This is a genomic window from Lagierella massiliensis (genome assembly GCF_001407835.1).
Taxonomy (GTDB): Bacteria; Bacillota; Clostridia; order Tissierellales; family Peptoniphilaceae; genus Mediannikoviicoccus; species Mediannikoviicoccus massiliensis.
The window spans coordinates 644,722-665,520 of the sequence record NZ_CYUO01000004.1 but is presented as its reverse complement, the minus strand read 5'-3'; the positions used below and the strand labels follow the sequence as shown (position 1 = coordinate 665,520).

The following is a 20,799-nucleotide window of genomic DNA, read 5'->3' as shown; positions in this document are numbered from 1 at the left end:
ATCATTGTCAAGTCTTTTTTAAGATTTCTTTTTATTTTTTTAACTTCTTTTTTACAACGCTTTTTAATTCGTTAAATTCGTCTAATTTTAATAAGTTTAATACTAAGGAATAACAAATTATTCCAACTATTGCCATTATAAAAAGCCTTAATAAAAATATGTTTTTTGAGCTTGGAAGTATAGTTTTTAGTCCTTTGTCTCCATAGTATACTGCTGTTGCCATTACTAATGAGCTAAGTAATACTTTTACAAAACTCTTTGCGTAGTATACTAAATCGAGTTCTTTTATTTTCTTTTTTAGTAGAGTTATAAGTATCAAGACTTCTATTATACAAGATATTGTAAATGCCATTGCAATACCTTTGTAGTCAAGTTTTTTTGTTAAGGTGAAACTTAAAACAATATATATTCCACTCGTTATTATCTGATTTACAAATGGTGTTTTTGTATCTTGTAGACCAAAGTAGACTCTATTCAAATAGATCCTAAGTCCAGCAGCTGTAAATCCAATTGCATAAAGTTTTAGTGCAGTTGCTGTTAACAATGTGTTTTCTCTTGTAAATTTACCTCCCTCGTAAATAAATGCTATAAGTGGCTTTGACAGTATTATAACTCCAAATGTAAATGGTATTAAAACCATTATGGTTATAACTATTCCCTTGTCTATGACTTTTTTTATAAATTTTTTATCTCCTGAGTTAAATGCTTTTGCAAGTGAAGGATATAATACTGTGGACACTGATGTTATGGACAGTGATAAGACTGCGCCAAACAGGTTGTATGATGTTCTAAGTATAGTCTTACTTCCTTCCATAAGTCCTGATATTATACTATTTATTACTGCATTTGCACCTTGCGATATTATTTCTTTTGATGTTAGTGGCAACATCAAATACATTGTTTCTTTTAAATAACCTTTATCGTCATTTAATGTTATTTTGTGTTTATATTTTTGTCTCTTAAGGAATATAAATAAAAATATAGCTTGTGTAACCGCTCCTGCAGTTGTGATATATGCAAGATTTATTATATTGTTATATTTTCCTAAGGTAAAAAGTCCAATATAAAAGGTTAAATTTACTACAATTCCCAAGGCTGCAAATGGGGCAAATATGTTAAGTGAGTTCAAATATGCTCCAAAGCAAGAACAAAGCCCTAAAAATATTATGGATGGCGCAATTATTCTAACCATTTTTACTGTTAATTCTAAATGTTCTTTTGGAAAATTTGGAATTATTAAATTGACCATCGGCTTGGCAAATATAATTACGAATAAAACAAGTGCTATATTGATTAGGGTTACAAGGTTTACAATTTTGCTAAAGTAAGTTTCTCCTTCTTCTGGACTGTAATTTTCTTTCGTCTTCGATAGCATGGGTATTATAACCAAGTGTATAGTTGTATTTAAAACCACTGTTAGAATTAATGCAATTTCGTTGGCATAGTTAAATGCATCGGTGTAAACTGACTGGCCATAGTAATAACCTATTAGTGATTGTCTTAATATCCCCATTACCTTGGATATAAGTCCTATTGTGAATATCATTACTGAGGATTTAAAAAAGTTAGGTCTCATTATGCCTCCTTTATATAAATGGAATTGTAACACAGTTAAATCTATTATACAAAACTTATAGATTTATGTATAATTAATTTAGAAAGGAGGTTTCTATGAATACCAGAAAAACAGTGTATGCTGCAGTGATACTTGCACTGTCAATTGCCATTCCTGCAATTTTTCACTTTACAGCTCTTCCTGGAAATATATTTTTGCCTATGCATCTGCCTGTTCTCGTAGGTGGACTTCTTCTTGGTCCAGTATATGGTCTGATTATAGGTATGTTAGCTCCTATTTTAAACTTCTTTTTAACTAACATGCCACCAGTTCCAATGCTTTATATTATGATATTTGAACTTGGAGCATATGGATTTTTTACAGGTTTTTTATATCAGAAATCTAATAGATTATTTATATCTCTACTGGCTTCACTTGTAATCGGTAGGATAGTTGCTGCAATTATTGTCTTTATTCTCGTTCAAACTATGACAGGGTTTGATGCTAATCCTCTTGTGTGGTTCACAGGTTCTTTCGTCAAATCATTCCCTGGAATAGCAATACAACTTATATTAGTTCCACTAATAGTTTCAAGAATAGATCTTAGTTTGAAATCAAAACTAAATTAAAAGAACCTCCAGATTAACCTGGAGGTTTTATTTTATCTTACATAATTTAATGGGTTTGTATGTGCCCCGTTTATTCTAACTTCGAAGTGTAGATGTGGTCCTGTTGAGTTTCCTGTTGAACCAATAAGTGCAATGGTCTGTCCTTTTGATACTGAACTTCCTACTGATGCGACGAATCCTGATAGATGTGCATAGTATGTTACTATACCATTTGAATGTTGTACCTTCATTAAGTTTCCATAGCTTCCACTATAGCCCGCAAATATTACGGTACCTGATTCAGCCGCCACTGCTGGTGTTCCCATAGGACTTGGAATGTCTATTCCTGTATGGAATCCTGAATGAATTGAAATGGATCTATATCCATATCCACTTGAAATTCTTCTTGCACCTGGAACTGGCCATCCTAACATACCTGATCCTAAATTGCCAGTATATGAATTTTTATATGATGGAGCTGAATATGCTGTTGTTGATGATACAGAACTTCTATTTGAATATTGAGCTTTTTTAGCTTTAGCTTCATTAGCTTTTCTTAAAGCTTCTTCTCTTGCTCTTCTCTCTCTTTCAGCTTGTGCTTGTTTTTCTTTTGAAATACTTTGTTCCAATTGTTGTATTTCGCCTTCAAGCTTTGCTATCTCTTCAAAATTTTGTTCTTGTTGTCCAGATTTTTCTGTTATAAGAGCAAGTTTTTGAGCCTTTGATTCATAAAGTTCAGCATTTTTATCATCAAGTGAAGTTTTTGTAACTTCTAAAGCTGTCTTCTTTCCGTTTAGCTCATCTTTTTTAGCATCAATAAGTAATTTATTGTCTTTAAGATCATTTATTATGTCTTTATCGTATTGTGTAATGAATTTCATAGTTGAAGCTTTGGATAATAAGTCGTCTATGTCCTTAGATGAAAATATTATATCAAAATATCCAACTTGACTATTCATATACATAACTGAAACTCTTTCTTCAAACTCTTTTTGATTTTCAGTAATCTTGTTTTCAAGTTCTTCTATCTCTTTTTCAGTTTTTTCTATATCAGCTTCTAATTCTGCAATCTGTTTTTCTAATTCAGCGATTTGTTTTTCCAACTCTGCAATTTTAGCGTCTAAATCTACTACTTCGTTGTTTAATTGCTTCTTTTCAGACTCAAGCGAATCTATATTATTTCTCAAGTCGTCAACTGATTGGATAGCTTTATTCTTTTGTGATTCCATCTCGTTGATTGATTGAGCAAGTGATTTACTTGAAAATGCAAAACAAGACGATATTGTCATTGACGCAGCAAGTGTAATTGTCAATAACTTTTTATAATGATTACTCTCCAATTTTATCCTCCCTAAACCTTTAAATATCTTCTTATTGATATTAATGAACCTATTGTACCAATTCCTCCGCCTAAAGTCAAAAATATAACTAAAATATCTAACTTTAGAAACTCCATCGGTATTAAATATCCCGCTAAAGTTCTCTGTATTGAATCGGCAAATTTTTTAAATATAAAATCATAGCCAAAATATATGGCTAAAAATGCAAGCATTGAACCTATAAGTCCAAAAACCAAACCTTCAACTATAAATGGACCTGTAATGACTCTATTAGTAGCACCAATGTATTTTTTTATCTCTATTTCATTTTTTCTGGCATAAACTGTAAGTTTTATTGTGTTGGATATTATAAATATTGATATTATTACAAGTGCTCCTACTCCTACAGCTCCTCCAACGTGAACGTATCGAGAAATCTTCATCACTCTGTCTACAGTATCTTTGTAATACTCTACTTTTACAATGCCTTCTATTTCATTAGCTTCTTTTGCAAAATTATCTGCATCATCAAGCTTTTTTAGAGAAACTACAAATGAAGGTGGTAATGCCTTTTCAAGTCCTTCTAATATGTAGCTATCAGATTCTCCAATTGTCTTTTTATATTCATCAAGTGCATCTTTACTTGACTTGAATTTTACATTTTTTATTAAATCGTTGTTTTCAAGCTCAGTCTGTATTTCATCAATTCTATATTCTTCTTCATCAGGCTTTAAGTAGAGAATAACTTGATCTACTTTACCTTTCAGGTCTACTACATATTGATTCAAAGTTAGTGCAGAAATAAGAATTGTTCCAAGTATGGCAAGTGCAAGCATTATTGAGATAATTGAAGCAAATCCCATGGCTCTATGACTCCAAAGACTTTTTATCCCCTCTTTTAGTGTGGCAAAAAATACTCTAATCTTCTTCATATTTACCACCTATCTCATCTCTTACTATCTTACCTTTTTGCAAATGTACAACTCTTTTCTTCAACTTATCAACTATATCCTTCTCGTGTGTAATCATAATTACTGTAGTGCCTTTTTTGTTTATGGTCTCTAAAGCTTCTACAATTTCCCATGATGTAACTGGATCGAGATTCCCAGTAGGTTCGTCTGCAATGAGTAGTTTAGGATCAACTATCAGTGCCCTTGCAATAGAAACTCTTTGCTGTTCCCCACCTGATAATTCATGAGGATATGCTTTTTCTCTGCCTGTTAAATTTACAGTTTCTAAAAGCTCTGGAATTTTATTTTTTATAGCCTTTCTTGAGTATCCCAATATTTCCATTGCATATTGCAAATTACCATAAACGGTTTTGTTATCTAAAAGTCTGAAGTCTTGAAATACAACTCCAATTTGTTTTCTAAGAATCGGAATTCGTCTTGCTCTAATCTTTGTAACATCTTCATCAAACATAAAGATGTGTCCCTTAGTAGGATTTTCTTCTTTTAACATCAATTTTAAAAGAGTTGATTTTCCCGCTCCACTTTCACCGATTATAAAAACAAATTCGCCTTGATCTATTTGAAGATTTATATTGTCAAGTGCAACAATATTTTTCTTGTAAACTTTACTAATATCTTTTAATTTTATCAAAGCATCACCTCTTATCTCCTATCTATTATACCACAGTAATTGCTATTAGTTACAAAATGGTTACAAAAATCAGCAAATTTCTTTCTAAATTCTTACATTTTTTTAATAATTTGTCTATGTTCCTTGTTTATGTTCCTTTAGTTAATGGTATAATTATCATGAGGTGGTAAAATGGATAAAAAAACCATAAGAAAAAAAATCATTGCCGAAAGAGACGAAATGGATTTTGATGTCAAACAGGCAAAAGATGAATTGATTGTAAATAAATTTTTAGAACTTGGTTTTATAGATAAATATGATAATATTTTTTCTTACGTAAATTTTGGTTCTGAAATTGATGTTGGAAAAATTCTTTCAACAATTCTTGAAAAAGGTAAAAATTTATTTGTTCCCTATGTTGATGTAAAATCAAAACAAATGTACCTTTGTCAGATTACAGATTTGTCTACTGATCTTGAGAAAGGCCACTATGGAATATTGGAACCAAAAAAAAATTTACGAAAACCAGTAAATAGTGATATTATAGATTGTGTCATTTCACCAGGAGTTGCTTTCACAACTAAAAAGGACAGGACAGGATATGGTGGCGGATATTATGATCGCTTTTATTCAAGTCTAAAACAAAGACCTTTTATAGTTGCATTGGCATATGACTTTCAAATTTTAGAGAGCTTGCCAACAGAAAGTTTTGATGTCCCAGTGGATATGATTATTACAGAAAAGAAAATCATAAAATAACAGGAGGAAACATGAGAAATTTAGGTGTTGTAGCGAGAGGTTTAAGAACTCCAATCATTAAAAGCGGAGATAATCTACATGAGATTATAGTAGAAACTCTGGAAAAGGTTCATAAAGAAGATAATATTGAGTTCAAGGATATGGATGTACTGGCAATAACCGAATCAATTTTAGCTCGTTCTCAAGGAAATTATGCTACTATTGAGCAAATAAAAAAAGATCTTGATAATAAATTTGAAAACGAAATTGGAGTAGTGTTCCCTATTACCAGCAGGAATAGATTTTCTACAATAATGAATGCTATTGCTCAAACCGATAAGAAGATTAAAATATTTTTCAATTTCCCTTCTGATGAAGTAGGTAATGCATTATTTGATAAATCTCTTTTAATCGGCAAGGATATAAATACTTACACAGACATCCTTAACGAAAAAGAATATAGGGATTTAGTAGGAGAAGATAACCGTCACATCTTTACAGGAATTGACTATGTAAAACTTTATAAGAGTTACAGAAAAGATGGTGACATTGAAGTTTACTTCACTAATAATCCCGAAGAAATCGCAAAGCTTTCAGACGAATTGTTAATCTGCAATATCCATGACAGAGTTTATTACAAAGAGACTTTCAAGAAACTTGGAGTTAAAAATGTTTTAAGTATGGATAATATTTTAAACGAATCCGTTGATGGAAGTGGATACAACGAACTTTATGGAGTTTACGGTTCAAACCTTTCAACTGAAAATTCAATTAAATTATTCCCAAGAAATTCTCAAGAATTTGTTGAAAAATTACAAAAGGAAATTAACGAAAAATACGGAGTCAACATGCAAGTGATGATTTACGGTGACGGCGCATTTAAAGATCCTATAGGAAAGATTTGGGAGCTTGCAGACCCAGTAGTATCTCCAGGGTACACAAAGGATCTTGAAGGAACTCCAAATGAATTAAAAATAAAATATATTGCGGATACCGATTTAAAAGACATGCAAGGGGAAGAAGCTCTTGATGCACTAAAAGATAAAATATCCCATAAGAAGTCTAACCTTGTAGGCTCCAACGCATCTCTTGGTACTACTCCAAGACAGTTGACTGACCTTTTAGGTTCACTATCAGACCTTGTTTCAGGTTCCGGAGATAAAGGTACTCCTGTAGTTTTAATACAAGGCTACTTCGACAACTTAGCTTCTAATTAATAAAAGAAGGTAGTATGTTAATATTCTTAACATACTACCTTTTCAATATTTTACTGTGTATGATTTTTCAAATCTGTTCTTTAGTAGAAATAAACTTTCAACATTATGCTTTATGAATAAAGTAATGTATATAAGGAACTACTATCTGTGATATTATAATAGACAATATAACAAAAACTAATGAGATATTTACTAAAGTAACAACTTCGTCTAACTTTTTGTCAATATCTTTTGTTTTCTTTATTCCTCTGCCCTTTCTAAAAACTACATATACACCAATAATTAATACTACTATTTGAATTATTATTAAGTTCATGTTTACTCCTGTTTTTCTAATTATCTCATTGCCAATATACCACCAGAGGCTTGATCAGTCTGTCTTAAAAATTCATATCTTAAATTCAATGGTAACACCTTCTTCTATTTAAACTTTACCCAATTATTATGATTTAAAATAATTGTTTGCATAAAAAAGAATACTCCATGAGTATTCTTAATTATTATCTTTTTTTATTATCAATATTAAAAGCAGCGCTATAACACCAATTATAGCAATGCTTCCTCCAGGCTTTAAGCTCAAGTAAAATGAAGTTAAAAGTCCAAGCACTACATATAACACTCCCAGTACTACGGAAAGTATTACTGTTTTTTTGAATGAATTGGAAAGCTTTATAGCTCCTGCAACTGGAAGTATCATAAGTGACGAAATTGTTAATACCCCAACTATTCTTGATCCCATCCCAATTGAAAGTGCAGTTAATATTGTTATCATAAAGTCCAGTCTTCTCACTGGAAGATCTGTAAGCTCTGCAATTTTTTCATCAAAGATTATATAAACAATGCCTGTGTAATACTTTAAGTATAAAAATATTACAAAAAATGTTATTACTCCCACTATTGCAAGTTCCATATTGCTAATTGCAGCAATGGAACCGAATAGAAATGAGTTTAAGTTTTTTGACCCTGGTGTGAAATCTGAAAGCACCGCAGCAAGTCCAACGCCAAGACTTGTCACAATTGCAATTGCCATGTCGGCATTTTTAGGAAATTTCTTTCTTAAAAAATCTATAAAGAGCGATGCTATTAAGCATGATATTATAGACCCTACAACTGGGTTTATACTTATAATCAGTCCAAAGGCAACTCCCGCCAATGCACTATGGGACAGAGCATCTCCAAGGTTTGAAGACTTTCTACAAACCATAATCGTTCCTATTAGTGGTATTGAAAGTGCAATCAAAATCCCTGCGGCGAAGGACTTCATTATAAAATCGTATTTAAATATACTCACTATTCCTCCACCACCTTTTTATCTTTAACTCTTAGAACCCTTGAAAAGTAGGGCCTGCAAAAATCCATTTCGTGGGTCACCACAATTATAGTTATCTTATGCATTTTGTTTAAATGTTCCAATATGGAAAAAAGTATTTTTTTGCTGTCTACATCAATGCCCGCAGTTGGCTCGTCAAAAATTAAAATTTTGGGATTTGAAACAAGTTCTTTCGCTATTAAAATCCTCTGCTTTTCTCCACCGGACATTTTGTTAAAATCATACTCTTTTTTATCTGTCATCTTAACCATTGAAAGGGCATTTTCAACTTTGCTTTTTATTTTCTTATTCGGAATCTTAAAAAATCCCATTTCATCATATATATTTAAAGAGATTATTTCCATTGGCGTAATTGAAAAAGAAAGATTTTTTTCTGAAAGCCTCTGCTCTAAATATCCAACGGTAATTTTTTTACCGTCACTATCTTTAGCAAGTACAATATCTCCCTGGTTTGGTTTAAGTTGTCCAAGAATAAGTTTTAGTAGAGTAGTCTTTCCCTCTCCATTATCTCCAGTTATTCCTACAAATTCCCCTTCGTTTATACTAAGGTTTACATTTGATAAAAGATCGCTCTTATATCCAAAAGAGAGATCTTTTAATTCTATAATCTTATTCATTATTTAAAGGACTCCAAAATGTTATTAAAGTTTTCTTCCATCATAGTTAAATAATTTTCTCCATTTTTTTCTTGCTCATCGGTAATAAACTCTAAGGTGTGAATCGGCATTGCCTTGCCACCAATTTCTTTTGCTATGGTTTGAGGAACTTTACCAGAGCCTTCCCCTTCGTAAAACACCGTTTTTATACCTTCGCTCTTTGCAGTGTCAACGATACTTGCAATTGTCTTTAAATCTGGTTCAGAGTCTGAAGTTAAGTTTTCAATCGGAATTTGAACAAGACCATAGTCTCTTGCCATGTATCCAAAGGCTTCGTGGGGAACAATTATATGTTTTCCCTTATTCTTTTCAAATTCACCTGCGTATTTCTTATCAAGTTCATCCAGTTTATTTTTAAATTCTTCGTAGTTTTTTTCATAGAATTCTTTGTTTTCTGGGTCCGCATTTGAAACAGCTTCACAGATGTTTTTTGAAACGATTTGGAAATTTCTAAGTGAAAGCCATACATGGGGATCAAATTCTCCATGATGATGGTGATGTCCATCTTCATTATCATGATCATGGTCGTCATCATGGGCATGATCATGGTCATCTTCATCCGCTTTTATTAAATCAATTCCATCACTAAGGTCTACAATCTTATCGTTGTCAACAACCTTTTTTGCATCTTCTATCCAAGATTCAAGCTCAAGTCCATTAATAAGCACAAGTTTTGATTCCTTTAGATTTTCCATGTCCTTAAGAGATGGTTCCCAGTCGTGAACTTCAACCCCTCCAGGAATTATGGATTTAACTTCCATCTTGTCCTTTACAATTTCCTTTGTTGCAAATTCTATTGGATAAAAAGATGTATAAACTACCTTTTTGCCTTCTTCTTTTGTTGATGTGCCTTCTTTGTTTTCTTTATTTTCTGGCTTAGTGGCACAGGAAGTAAGCATTAGTATACTTAAAAATATTGCTAATATCTTCTTCATATTTCCTCCTAAAAATCAAATTTATGTACTTCTATATCTGATTCATCAAGATATTCTGTAGCAAAACCTTTAAAAGAATTTACATCTCCTGTAGTAAAAAACTCAAGTTCGCCATCAGCTCGATTTAACTCTTCTGAAAATATTCGAACCACTTCCTTTGCCTGTTCAAAGGATGGATTGACAATTTTTTTATCCATTCCAAAAACTTCTCTAATCTCGTCTTTAATATATGGGTAGTGGGTGCATCCTAAAACTACTGTGTCAAATGGAAAATCTTCCACTTCCAATTTATATTTATTTAAAGCATCTAAAATCTTTTCTCTCTTCCCATCAAAATCTTCTTCTGATTCAATAATTGGAACAAGCTGTGAACAACCCACCCCTCTAACTTCTACTTCAGAATCCAGTTTACTAACACATTTATTATAGAGTCCAGCTTGAACAGTGCTCTTAGTAGCAAGGACTAAAACTTTTTTATTTTCAGTTTCTCGTAAAATTCCCTTTGCACCCATATCTCCAATGCCAATAAGTGGAATATCAGTAATTTTTTTAAGCTCTTCAAGAGATTGCGCACATATGGTGTTACAAGCTATGACTACAGCCTTTACACTTTTTTCCTCAAAGAATTTTATAACATTTTTAGAAATATCAACAAGCTCCTGTTTAGTTTTATCTCCATAGGGAACTCGTTTATTGTCACCAAAATAAATATAATTTCCATTTGGAGCAAGCTTTAGCATTTCCTTTAGTACAGTAAGTCCCCCATAACCAGAATCATATATTCCAATAGCTCTACCCTTCATATTCTCTCCTAATCGCTTTCGTATTAAAAACATATCTATACTTATCTTTTAGTAGATTGTATGCGTTATTACAATCACTGTATGAACCAAATATTCCAAAAACCGTAGAACCTGACCCTGACATCAATGAAACTTTTGCATTCAAATCATACATATCTTTTATGATATCTAAAATTTCTGGGCAGACTTCTGAAGAAACCTTGGTCATGCTGTTAAAGAAAAATTCTTTTTTGATTTCTCCTCTATTTAAAGAATCTATCAACTTGTCCATCTTCTCCTCTTTTGATAATTCAACTTTCGAATAGACATAGGGAGTGGAAACTTTACATCCATTATTGATAATGAGTATTGGTATGTCTTCTATTTCTATCATATCATAGAAGTCAAATCCTCTTCCCTTTGCCCTCAAAGTTTTATTTTCAAAAAAATATGGAACATCTGAACCGATGTTCTTAGAAATTTCTTGAAGTTTTTCTTTACTGAAACTAAGTTTCCAAATTTTATTTAAAGCTTCCATAACGCAGGCACAGTTGGAGCTTCCTCCTCCCATTCCCGCAGCAATAGGCATATTTTTTAAAACTTTAACCCTTACACCTGGATTACCATCATAAAAAACTTTTAATGCATCCCATCCCTTATATATGAGATTGGTTTCATCCTTCGGAAAGCCTTCCTCGTCACATACTATTTCAATTGTATTTGAATTTGTAGACTCTATTTCTACTTCATCATATACATCTACAAATTGCATTATCGTATCTATATTATGAAATCCGTCATCCCTCTTACTTAAAACTTCTAAAGAGAGATTGATTTTTCCATATGATTTTATTTTCATTGTTATCTCCATATTAACTTATGGTAAAAAAAAACGACCTTTAAGTCGTTTTTGTATTAGCATAGTTGTAATTCTACTGTTGATGTGAGCAAATCTGAATAAGTAAATGAAATTGTCCTTTCTTGCTCAAATTCATTAGTTATTTTTATTGTGAATAAACTTGGAAACACATTCTCAATAACTCCGGTTTTTGTAATAATCTTATTACGTCCCTTATCGGCTTTGATTACAACCTTCTTACCGATATTTTCTTCAACTTGATTCCTCAAGACTTCCAAACTCATGTACTTAGACAATAATATCCCTCCTACGGCATATCTAAAAATAATGCGTTAAGTTTCTGTAAATAAAGTCAACTATACTCCATTATTATATTATATTTACCAAGGAAAGTCAAACAATAAGAAAGTTTGGTACTAACTTAAAACCACTTTGAGCCCCATTGAAAAACCTTCTGAAACATAATCTACTTTTGCATTTTCATAAACATTTTTTATTTCATCTCGAATCAAAAATTTAAAACCTTGACTTTCGATTACAACATCTTTATCGGTTTTTTCACTTGGTGAAATTGTAAATACATAGTCACAGCAGGTACTTGTACCAATGTCAAATCTTAAATATTCCTTTCCTGTATTCTCAAGTATTTTATTTAAATATGATACGGCAGAATCTGTTACATTAACTTTCATTTTATCTCCTCCTATGTATGTTTGAATTTATGTTTTAATTGTATTATCATATGATTAGGAGGTCGTAATTATGATAACAAAGGATATTCTAATCACAGATTTGATTAAGTCCTATCCTGATGCCGTTAAAATTCTTGTTGATAATGGTATGCCTTGTATAGAATGCCCTTCAAGTATCAAAGAGACCTTAGAAGAAGCGGCACTTGTTCACGGCTTGGATATTGACAAATTAATTAGGGAATTAAATGCTTAAATTCCCTATACATAATAAAGAGAAGGGAGAACTATCTCCTCATCTCTATTCTATTTCCAATAATTGCTTTAATTTTGGTTCGTCAAATCCAACTATTTCTTCTTCGTCAACTATGATTACAGGAACTCCCATATGCCCCATTTTCATAAGTTCCATTCTTGCGTCTGTATCAGTAGAAATATTTTTTTCTTCAAACTCTATATTATTACTCTTTAAAAAATCTTTTGCAGCAACACAATAAGGGCAAGTGTTACTTGAATATACTACTACATTTTTCATTTTAATACACTCCTTTCAAAACAATTATACCCATAGGATTTTTATTTAATCATTTCAGTGTATTTTTTTGTAATGTTTATATAATCTTGTAGCGAAAGATTTTCTGCTCGAAGGTTGCCTGACAACTCTAAACTTGAAAATATCTCTTTTAATTCCTCCTTTGATATATTTACAAAACCTTTACTCAAAGAGTTCATAATATTTTTTCTTCTTTTGGTAAATCCAGATCTAATAAATTTGAATAGATAATCTTCATCCACATCCAAATCCCTGTGAACAAGTTTAAGATAGAGGATGGCAGAATCAACCTTTGGACTAGGCATAAATACAGTTCTTGGAACTTTCATAAGTATTTCCTTTTCACAATTGTATTCTAAATACAGAGTCAGTGAACCATAGTCCTTGTTGTTTGGCGAAGCTACAACCCTTCTTGCAACCTCTTCTTGCACCATTACAGAAACTGTTGAAAAATAATTTTTATTTTCTATTATCCTTTCAAGAATGGGAGTCGTAATGTAATATGGTAAGTTTGCTACCACTTTTAGTTTTTGCCCTTGTGCTTCTTCGATAAATATTTTTTCTAAGTCAATTTTTAAAAAGTCTTCGTTGATTATCTTTACATTGTCATAGTTTTGAAGTGTATAGTCCAATACCTCCATAAGTCTGTTGTCCTTTTCTATGGCAATAACTTTTTTTGCATTCAGTGCAAGTTCCTCCGTAAGAGTTCCAAATCCCGGACCGATTTCAAGAACGATGTCCTCATCTGTTATTCCAGACTTCTCCACAATATTTTTTACAATATTTCCATCAATCAAAAAGTTTTGACCAAGACTCTTGGAGAAGCTGAAGTTAAATTTTTTTAGAATTTCGGCTAAGTATGAACTTTGATATAGTCTATTTTCCATGATACTTTAAAATTTTCTCCTCCAATTGTTCTCTCTCAATATTGTAATTATTTAATCTTTTCAAAAACTGCTTTCCATTTGCGTATCCTATGGATAGTTCCTTGCCTAAAAATATTCTTAGGTCCTTTGAACCTGGGCCTACAATTCCATATTCAACCAAGTCTTGAAATGTAAACTCGCTTCGTGGACTTTCATAAACTGCCTTTGCGTTTTTAAGTGCTTCTATTATATCTTCTGGCTTTGCATTTTCAATTCCAATGTCGTCATTTTTTATTGAAAGATCCCTGGGAAGAAAAGCATTTTTAACACCAGGTACAGCTTTATTTATGGTCTTTCGAATTTTTTCTCCAGCATAGTCTGGGTCTGTTAAGACTATAACTCCCTTTTCCTCTTGGGCTTTTTTTATTCTCTTAAAAAGATCTTTGGGAAAGTGATGTCCGTCTGTAGTTATAATTTCACAGTCCACTGCTCTTTTAACAGCAGCTACGTCATCCTTTCCCTCAACCACAATTACTTCTTTAATCATCAAATACTACACCTTTTAGTGAAAATAGTTTTACCGTATTTTCTCTTGAATTTTCTATTATCTTATCAATTTGAATTTCTTTTAAATTCGAAAGCATATCTGCAACATATCTTACATTAGTAGGGTCGTTTCTCTTTCCCCTATTTGGCACAGGCGCAAGGTATGGCGAGTCGGTTTCAATTAAAAGCCTTTCAAGGGGAATCTGTTTTGCCATTTCCCTAACATTTACAGCATTTTTAAAAGTTACCGGCCCTGCAATTGAAATATAAAATCCCATTTTCATAAAATTTTCTGCCATTTCAATTGACCCTGTGTAACAGTGCATAACGCCTCTAACCTTGCCCTCAAATTCCTTTAATATATCATAGGTGTCACCCATGGCATCTCTCGTGTGAATAATCACAGGTAGGTCTAACTCATGGCTTAACTCCAACTGCTTTCTAAAGACTTCCTTTTGAATTTCCCTTGGGCTGTTGTCATAGTAGTAGTCCAGTCCAATCTCACCTATGGCTACAACTTTTTCATTATTTGAAAGCTCTCTTAGTTCATCTAAGTCTTCTTCTTTAAAGATTTCTGCATCATGGGGATGAATTCCTATGGCTGCAAATATATTTTCATATTTATTTGAAAGTTCTACAACTCTTCTACTTGTCGCCATATCTGAACTTGGATTAATAACATAACTTACTCCATTTTCCTTTAGAGACTTTATAAGCTCGTCTCTGTCTTCATCAAATCTCTCTTCGTCCAAGTGAGCATGGCTATCAATCATCTGCTTCATTATGATATCACAGCTCCGTCATCTATATCTTGTAGTGTTGAAACTATTGTAAATTCGTCATCATTTGCTGCAGCAAGTATCATGCCTTTTGACTCAACACCTCTTAGCTTAACTGGTTTTAAGTTTGTACATACCACAACTTTTTTACCAATTAAGTCACTTGGCTCATACCATTTTTTTATTCCTGACACGATTTGTCTTTCCTCTTCACCAATTTTCACTTTTAATACAAGCAATTTATCTGCATCAGGATGTTTTTTTGCTTCTATTATCTTCGCTACCTTTAATTCCACCTTGTCGAAGTCATCAATAGTTATTTCAGGTTTTCCCTTTACAACTTCTTTTGCCATCTTTTCTTGTTTTCTCTTTTCAATCAGCTTTTTATTTTCTTCAGTAAGTCTCAGAACTTCCTTTTTTACGTCAAGTCTTGGAAATAGATTTTCAGTCTTTTTAACTTTTGTTCCTGACTTTGTTAAACCAAATTTTCTTGCATCTTCCCAGTTTATTTCATCTTGACCGATTTGTTCTTTAATCTTTAGGGCTGTGTCTGTAATAAATGGATAGATTAAAATATTTACAATTCTTAGTGATTCCATCAAATTATAAAGTACAGTTGAAAGTCTTTCCTTATCATCATTTTTTCCAAGAACCCATGGTTCTGTTTCATCAATATATTTGTTTGTTCTTCTTATTAGCTTCCAAATAGATTCAAGGGCAGAGCTAAATGCCATTTCGTCAATATATTTTTCAACTTCACCTATTGTACTCTTTGCCACATCAATAAGCTCTTCGTCAATTGCTTCTGTCTTTGAAGGAGCTGGAATCTCTCCACCAAAATACTTTTCAACCATGGTTACAGTTCTTGAAACAAGATTTCCAAGGTCGTTGGTTAAGTCTGAATTTATTCTTTGTAAGAATTTTTCATTTGTATAGTTACCATCATTTCCGAAAACAAATTCTCTGAGTATAAAGTACTTTAATGCATCTTTGCCATATAGGTCGATTATAGGTTCAGGATAAACAATATTTCCCTTTGACTTAGACATCTTGTCTTCATCGAATAAAATCCATCCATGTGCCATAATTGACTTCGGAAGTTCCAAGTCAAGAGCCATAAGAAGTGCTGGCCATATGATAGCATGAAATCTAACTATCTCCTTACCTACAAGATGAACATTTGCCGGCCAATACTTTTTAAACTTTTCTTCATCTTGTCCATAGCCAATCCCTGTTAGGTAACATGAAAGCGCATCTATCCACACATATATGACATGCTTGTCGTCAAATGGAACTGGAACTCCCCAGTCAAAAGAAGTTCTTGTAACGGATAAATCTTCTAAGCCATCTTTCAAGAAATTATTTATCATCTCTTTTCTTCTTGAGTCCGGTTGTAAAAACTCAGGATTGTCTTCATATAATTTTATAATTCTGTCTGTGTACTTTGAAAGTCTAAAGAAATAAGTTTCTTCTTCATGATATTCAACAGGCCTTCCACAGTCAGGACATTTTCCATCAACAAGTTGAGACTCTGTCCAAAATGCCTCGCATGGAACACAGTAATTTCCTTTATAAACCGATTTATAAATCTCGCCCTTATCATAAAGCTTTTGGAAAATCTCTTGAACATTTTTTTCATGTTCCTTTGAGCTTGATCTAACGAATGCATCATAATCTATTCCAAGTTTTTCCCAAAGTTTTTTTGCAGACTCAACAATTGGGTCAATGTACTCAAGTGGAGTAACTCCAGACTCAGTTGCCTTTTCAAGTAATTTTTGACCGTGTTCATCTGTTCCTGTCGTAAAGAATACATCATAACCTTGCATCTTCTTAATCTTCTTCAAAGTATCTGCAATAATTGTTGTGTAAGTATGACCAACATGAAGATTATCACTTGGATAATATATTGGTGTAGTTAAATAATATGATTTTTTGCTCATTTTCTCCTCCATTTAAACAATAAAAAAACTTCATCTGCATAGAGACGAAGTTATTCGTGGTACCACTCTAATTCAACTGTTTCCAGTCCTCATTTTTTTAAACTCCCAGGCCATTTCCCCTTCTATCTCCTCCGTCTTTCACCAAGCGACGGCTCTCTAATCTCGAATCAAAGGTTTCTTCTGTTCAACGTTTTATTCAATTGCTTTAATTTTACTATATGGTATTAGTTTTTTCAAGCAATTTGCAAAAGGAGAGTTTATTTTTCTTTTTCTATTATCTTGTCAATTCCTGCAAAGGACAAACTCTTTGCCATAATTAAAAATAAAATTATTCCAAAGGCACCTTGAAGCATATCAGAAGGAATAGATGCAATTCCTACAAAGATAGTTTTTGAAAAGAACATATTTGTAAAGTAATATCCAATTACCATAATAAGTTCCGCTATGATAAGCGCTAAAATTGTAGTTTTATTTATTCCTTTTCTCTTGCTTTGTGCATAACCAACACAATATCCCATCATACCCTTTATAATCAACGTGAAGATTGCATAGTGAGAATAGCCTCCTATTACATCTGCCAGTGCAGAACCAAGTCCTCCTGCAAGCATCCCAACATATGGTCCAAAGAAAAATGAACTTAGATGTATAAAGGCATCTCCTAAATTTAAATAGCCACCAGACCTTGGCGACGGAACTCTAATAAACATTGTCCCAACTGTTACAAGTGCTATCATAAGTGCTGTGTAAACTAATTTTTTTGTACTTTTTGTACTTTTCATCATTATCACCCTTTATTATTTATTTTCCTCGCCAAATAAAATCTTACCAGCAATTTGTACCCTTTTGTAGTAGCAGAATTGACTTTTTCAATGGGGTCAGTTATATTAACTCTTGGAGGTTACAATGAAATTATTTACAATACATTTTAACAACGACAGCTTTCTATATGAACAACTCTATGAATACATTGTTGAAAAAATTTATGACAAGACGCTAAAACCTGGAAGCAGATTGCCGTCAAAAAAGAAACTTGCAAAACATTTAAATATTTCCGAAAACACTGTGGACAAGGCATATGCACAGCTCTTAGTGGAAGGGTACATCTATTCTGTGGAGAGAAGTGGACACTTTGTAGAAAAATTACAACTTCCCATTAGACCTGTTAAAACCTTATATAAATCCGAAGAAAAAGTCACAAAGAAAGAATATAAATATGATTTTTCATATGCGGGTGTGGACAGAGAAATGTTTGATACAGCAAGTTTTGAACAGACCTTCAAAGAGGTTTCAAAAAATATTTCAGTATTCACTGAGAGAAGTTTACCTGAAGGTTCACTAAATCTTAGACAATCAATTAGAGACTATCTTTTCTCTTCAAGGGGCTTTTCCTGTTCAATTAACCAAATGATAATCTCTTCTGGAACAGAATACTTATATCAACTGCTCTTTAATCTTGTAAAAAGTTCTTCCGTATTTGGACTTGAAGACCCAGGCTACCAAAGAATTGCAAAGTACATTGGACAAACGGACTTCAAATACATTCCCATTTCATTGGATGAAGACGGAATAAATATAGATGAACTTATTAATAAAAAAGTAGATCTTGTAACCATAACACCCTCACATCAATTTCCAAGTGGTATAATCTACCCAATGAAAAAACGTCTCGAGTTATTGAAGTGGGCTAAAGATTATAACGGTTTTATTATTGAAGACGACTACGACTCAGAATTTAGATATCGTGGTAAGCCAATCCCTGCACTAAAGTCTGTGGACATTAACCAAAGGGTTATCTATATGGGATCTTTTTCAAAGTCATTTTCTCCAGGGCTTAGAATATCCTATATGATACTTCCTGAAGATTTAATTTCAAAATACGAAAAGATAAAAAATATATATCCATGTCCCGTTTCAAACTTCACTCAAGAAGCCTTTGCAAAGTGGATGGCAAAGGGAGAGTTTTATAAGCATTTAAATAAAACAAGAACCCATTACAAACAGAAGATGGAACTTATTATAAAATGCATCGAAAATAGTGATATGAATCTAAAGGTGTATGGTATGAACTCGGGGCTTCATATGATTTTAGAAATTAATGAAGACGTTGACACAGTTAAACTTAAAGAGAATTTGAATGAAAATAAAATTAAGATAGAAATGCTTGACAACTACTACTATAATAAAAAATTGAAAAACCCCACAATGCTTCTTGGTTTTTCAGTTATACCAATAGATGAAATTAAAATGGCAATGAGTGCACTTTTAAATTCAATAAAGTCTGCAAAAAAAGAGGTTGTGTCAGAATGATTAAATTCTGATACACTCTCTTTTTTTTTCGTAATTCCTTATAATTTTGATGAAGATTGATTCTTAAGCGGCTTTTTTTATACTTGATTATTTCGTATTGATTATTCAATAGTTTTTTATGTAACTTGTTTAAATTAATTCCAAGAACTAACAAATTAATATCGCAAAGCTCTCCTTTTAGTCCTCAATATCTAAATCTATCGTGCTCAAGACCCTCTTTCATTTTTGAAAAGATTCCTTCATCCTAAATCGATTTATTTAATCTTTCGTCAACTCCTTCAGTTGTATCAGGCCATTTACCTTCTCTGTACGACTCTATTCACTCTTTTTTTGAATTCATAACTATATTTCATAAAAATACCCTCCTTATTGGATTGTCCAGTAAAGAGGGTAAATATCACATATTCGAGCCGTTTTTTATTTGTTCTATTTTGCAACAGTACCTTTTCTAATTTCTTAACTTTATTGAGCTCTTTCAAGGCTTGGGAAGGAGCTTTTTGTATTATTAACTATCCTTACTAAGAGTAGCATTACGGGAACTTCTGTAAGAACCCCTACAGTTGATGCAAGCACAACAGGAGAATCTACACCAAATAGGGCTATGCCTACAGCAACTGAAAGTTCAAAAAAGTCAGATGCTGCTATTAAAGAAGCTGGCGCTGCTATCTCATGAGGTAGCTTGCTTACTTTACTTACAAAATATGTTAGAGAGAATGAAATCACATTTTGCAGTATTAGTGGAACTGCTATTAAAACTACATAAAGAGGGTGTTCTACTATCATATCTCCTTGGAAAGTAAATATAATAATGAGGGTAAGAAGAAGTCCTATGGTAGTTACTCCGTCAAACTTTTTTATAAAGTTATTTTCCAGGTAATCTTTTCCCTTATTTTTTATTATAAAGCACCTTGATAAAAACCCACCCACTAAAGGAATTACAACAAAAAGTACTAATGACATAATGAGAACATCCATGGGTAGAGTTATTCCCTTTAAACCTAAAAGGAGCTGTACAAGTGGTACAAATAGGAAGAGTATCAAGATGTCATTTATCGATATCTGTACAAGGGTTTGCGCTGGGTCTCCATTAGTAAGACTGCTCCACACAAAGACCATGGCTGTACATGGGGCTGTACCTAAGAGTACTGCACCTATGACAAAATCATTGGCAAGATTAGTGGGTATTAACAGGCTAAATACATAATGGAAGAAAAGTGTAGCCAGACCAAACATTAAAAATGGTTTGATTGCCCAGCTTGCTATTGTAGAAATAATTATACCTTGGGGATGTTTTCCTACATTTTTTAGTGATTTAAAGTCTATTCTAACCATCATAGGGTATATCATAAGCCACATTAAAACTGTTAAGATTATGTTTTGACCCTTAAATTCCAATGACTGTAAGAAAGATTGGACAGATGGCATAAATTTAGCAATCAAAATACCTGCAGCCATACAGAGTAAAACCCATATACTTAAATATCTTTCAAAAAAACTAATTTTATCCTTTGTTTCTTTCAACAATTTCACCTCTTTCTT

General features: G+C 32.5%; 24 protein-coding genes. 5 read left to right on the top strand and 19 right to left on the bottom strand.

Annotated features, from left to right (window positions below):
- Positions 1–31 precede the first annotated feature (31 nt).
- Positions 32–1,576, bottom strand: coding sequence for a murein biosynthesis integral membrane protein MurJ (gene murJ, locus BN2746_RS03130; RefSeq protein WP_055078385.1), 1,545 nt, complete (start codon positions 1,574–1,576; stop codon positions 32–34).
- A gap of 95 nt (positions 1,577–1,671) precedes the next feature.
- Between murJ and BN2746_RS03125 the strand changes: the two genes are divergently transcribed.
- Positions 1,672–2,184 (top strand): ECF transporter S component, encoded by a 513-nt coding sequence (locus BN2746_RS03125; protein ID WP_055078384.1) that lies wholly within the window; start codon positions 1,672–1,674, stop codon positions 2,182–2,184.
- Between the two features lie 32 nt (positions 2,185–2,216).
- On the opposite strand, the gene BN2746_RS03120 is transcribed toward BN2746_RS03125, so the two are convergent.
- The 3 genes from BN2746_RS03120 to ftsE are packed head-to-tail and all read right to left on the bottom strand — an operon-like array spanning position 2,217 to position 5,084.
- Entirely contained in the window at positions 2,217–3,503 is a 1,287-nt protein-coding gene (locus BN2746_RS03120) for a murein hydrolase activator EnvC family protein (RefSeq protein ID WP_055078383.1), read from the bottom strand.
- A gap of 11 nt (positions 3,504–3,514) precedes the next feature.
- Positions 3,515–4,414: a permease-like cell division protein FtsX gene (gene ftsX / locus BN2746_RS03115; protein WP_055078382.1), complete on the bottom strand. Its 900-nt coding sequence runs from the start codon at positions 4,412–4,414 to the stop codon at positions 3,515–3,517.
- Positions 4,401–5,084 (bottom strand): cell division ATP-binding protein FtsE, encoded by a 684-nt coding sequence (ftsE, locus tag BN2746_RS03110; RefSeq protein WP_055078381.1) that lies wholly within the window; start codon positions 5,082–5,084, stop codon positions 4,401–4,403. The genes ftsX and ftsE overlap by 14 nt, the downstream gene beginning before the upstream one ends.
- Positions 5,085–5,255: 171 nt before the next feature.
- Here ftsE and BN2746_RS03105 point away from each other — a divergent pair, with 171 nt between their 5' ends.
- Together BN2746_RS03105 and BN2746_RS03100 are read left to right on the top strand one after the other, a co-directional pair.
- On the top strand, positions 5,256–5,822 hold the full coding sequence (locus tag BN2746_RS03105; RefSeq protein ID WP_055078380.1) for a 5-formyltetrahydrofolate cyclo-ligase: 567 nt from the start codon (positions 5,256–5,258) through the stop codon (positions 5,820–5,822).
- 11 nt (positions 5,823–5,833) lie between these two features.
- Positions 5,834–7,018 carry a coenzyme F420-0:L-glutamate ligase gene (locus tag BN2746_RS03100; protein WP_055078379.1) on the top strand — a complete coding sequence of 395 codons (1,185 nt, stop codon included), beginning with the start codon at positions 5,834–5,836 and terminating at the stop codon, positions 7,016–7,018.
- A 103-nt stretch (positions 7,019–7,121) separates the two neighbouring features.
- On the opposite strand, the gene BN2746_RS03095 is transcribed toward BN2746_RS03100, so the two are convergent.
- The 8 genes from BN2746_RS03095 to BN2746_RS03060 all read right to left on the bottom strand — a co-directional run bounded on the left by BN2746_RS03095 (position 7,122) and on the right by BN2746_RS03060 (position 12,272).
- On the bottom strand, positions 7,122–7,334 hold the full coding sequence (locus tag BN2746_RS03095) for a hypothetical protein (protein ID WP_055078378.1): 213 nt from the start codon (positions 7,332–7,334) through the stop codon (positions 7,122–7,124).
- Positions 7,335–7,511: 177 nt separating this feature from the next.
- On the bottom strand, positions 7,512–8,309 hold the full coding sequence (locus tag BN2746_RS03090; protein WP_055078377.1) for a metal ABC transporter permease: 798 nt from the start codon (positions 8,307–8,309) through the stop codon (positions 7,512–7,514).
- A complete protein-coding gene (locus BN2746_RS03085; RefSeq protein WP_055078376.1) occupies positions 8,309–8,965 on the bottom strand; it encodes a metal ABC transporter ATP-binding protein in 657 nt (218 codons plus the stop codon). The genes BN2746_RS03090 and BN2746_RS03085 overlap by 1 nt, the downstream gene beginning before the upstream one ends.
- The gene (locus tag BN2746_RS03080; protein WP_055078375.1) at positions 8,965–9,939 is read right to left on the bottom strand and encodes a metal ABC transporter substrate-binding protein; all 975 of its coding nucleotides are present in this window, start codon (positions 9,937–9,939) and stop codon (positions 8,965–8,967) included. The genes BN2746_RS03085 and BN2746_RS03080 overlap by 1 nt, the downstream gene beginning before the upstream one ends.
- 8 nt (positions 9,940–9,947) lie before the next feature.
- Positions 9,948–10,742: a glutamate racemase gene (gene murI, locus BN2746_RS03075; protein WP_055078374.1), complete on the bottom strand. Its 795-nt coding sequence runs from the start codon at positions 10,740–10,742 to the stop codon at positions 9,948–9,950.
- Positions 10,732–11,580, bottom strand: coding sequence for a 4-(cytidine 5'-diphospho)-2-C-methyl-D-erythritol kinase (gene ispE, locus BN2746_RS03070; RefSeq protein WP_055078373.1), 849 nt, complete (start codon positions 11,578–11,580; stop codon positions 10,732–10,734). Before ispE ends, murI begins: the two co-directional genes overlap by 11 nt.
- 56 nt (positions 11,581–11,636) lie before the next feature.
- A complete protein-coding gene (locus BN2746_RS03065) occupies positions 11,637–11,864 on the bottom strand; it encodes a Veg family protein (RefSeq protein WP_055078483.1) in 228 nt (75 codons plus the stop codon).
- 132 nt (positions 11,865–11,996) lie between these two features.
- Positions 11,997–12,272, bottom strand: a complete 276-nt coding sequence (locus tag BN2746_RS03060) for an iron-sulfur cluster biosynthesis family protein (RefSeq protein ID WP_055078372.1) — start codon at positions 12,270–12,272, stop codon at positions 11,997–11,999.
- 70 nt (positions 12,273–12,342) lie between these two features.
- On the opposite strand from BN2746_RS03060, the gene BN2746_RS03055 reads away from it, so the two are divergent.
- On the top strand, positions 12,343–12,525 hold the full coding sequence (locus BN2746_RS03055) for a DUF1858 domain-containing protein (RefSeq protein WP_197273082.1): 183 nt from the start codon (positions 12,343–12,345) through the stop codon (positions 12,523–12,525).
- Between the two features lie 45 nt (positions 12,526–12,570).
- On the opposite strand, the gene BN2746_RS03050 is transcribed toward BN2746_RS03055, so the two are convergent.
- From BN2746_RS03050 to BN2746_RS03025, 6 genes are all read right to left on the bottom strand, one after another.
- Positions 12,571–12,804 (bottom strand): glutaredoxin family protein, encoded by a 234-nt coding sequence (locus tag BN2746_RS03050; RefSeq protein WP_055078370.1) that lies wholly within the window; start codon positions 12,802–12,804, stop codon positions 12,571–12,573.
- Between the two features lie 41 nt (positions 12,805–12,845).
- Positions 12,846–13,709, bottom strand: coding sequence for a 16S rRNA (adenine(1518)-N(6)/adenine(1519)-N(6))-dimethyltransferase RsmA (gene rsmA, locus BN2746_RS03045; RefSeq protein ID WP_055078369.1), 864 nt, complete (start codon positions 13,707–13,709; stop codon positions 12,846–12,848).
- A complete protein-coding gene (rnmV, locus tag BN2746_RS03040; RefSeq protein WP_055078368.1) occupies positions 13,699–14,235 on the bottom strand; it encodes a ribonuclease M5 in 537 nt (178 codons plus the stop codon). The genes rsmA and rnmV overlap by 11 nt, the downstream gene beginning before the upstream one ends.
- Positions 14,228–15,016 (bottom strand): TatD family hydrolase, encoded by a 789-nt coding sequence (locus BN2746_RS03035; RefSeq protein ID WP_055078367.1) that lies wholly within the window; start codon positions 15,014–15,016, stop codon positions 14,228–14,230. The genes rnmV and BN2746_RS03035 overlap by 8 nt, the downstream gene beginning before the upstream one ends.
- Positions 15,016–16,953 (bottom strand): methionine--tRNA ligase, encoded by a 1,938-nt coding sequence (gene metG, locus BN2746_RS03030; RefSeq protein WP_231718310.1) that lies wholly within the window; start codon positions 16,951–16,953, stop codon positions 15,016–15,018. Before metG ends, BN2746_RS03035 begins: the two co-directional genes overlap by 1 nt.
- Before the next feature lie 257 nt (positions 16,954–17,210).
- Positions 17,211–17,732 carry an ECF transporter S component gene (locus BN2746_RS03025; protein ID WP_077064908.1) on the bottom strand — a complete coding sequence of 174 codons (522 nt, stop codon included), beginning with the start codon at positions 17,730–17,732 and terminating at the stop codon, positions 17,211–17,213.
- A gap of 124 nt (positions 17,733–17,856) precedes the next feature.
- On the opposite strand from BN2746_RS03025, the gene pdxR reads away from it, so the two are divergent.
- Complete coding sequence (pdxR, locus tag BN2746_RS03020) at positions 17,857–19,260, top strand: MocR-like pyridoxine biosynthesis transcription factor PdxR (protein ID WP_055078364.1); 1,404 nt, start codon at positions 17,857–17,859, stop codon at positions 19,258–19,260.
- A gap of 462 nt (positions 19,261–19,722) precedes the next feature.
- On the opposite strand, the gene arsB is transcribed toward pdxR, so the two are convergent.
- A complete protein-coding gene (arsB, locus tag BN2746_RS03015; protein ID WP_055078363.1) occupies positions 19,723–20,781 on the bottom strand; it encodes an ACR3 family arsenite efflux transporter in 1,059 nt (352 codons plus the stop codon).
- Positions 20,782–20,799: the final 18 nt, after the last annotated feature.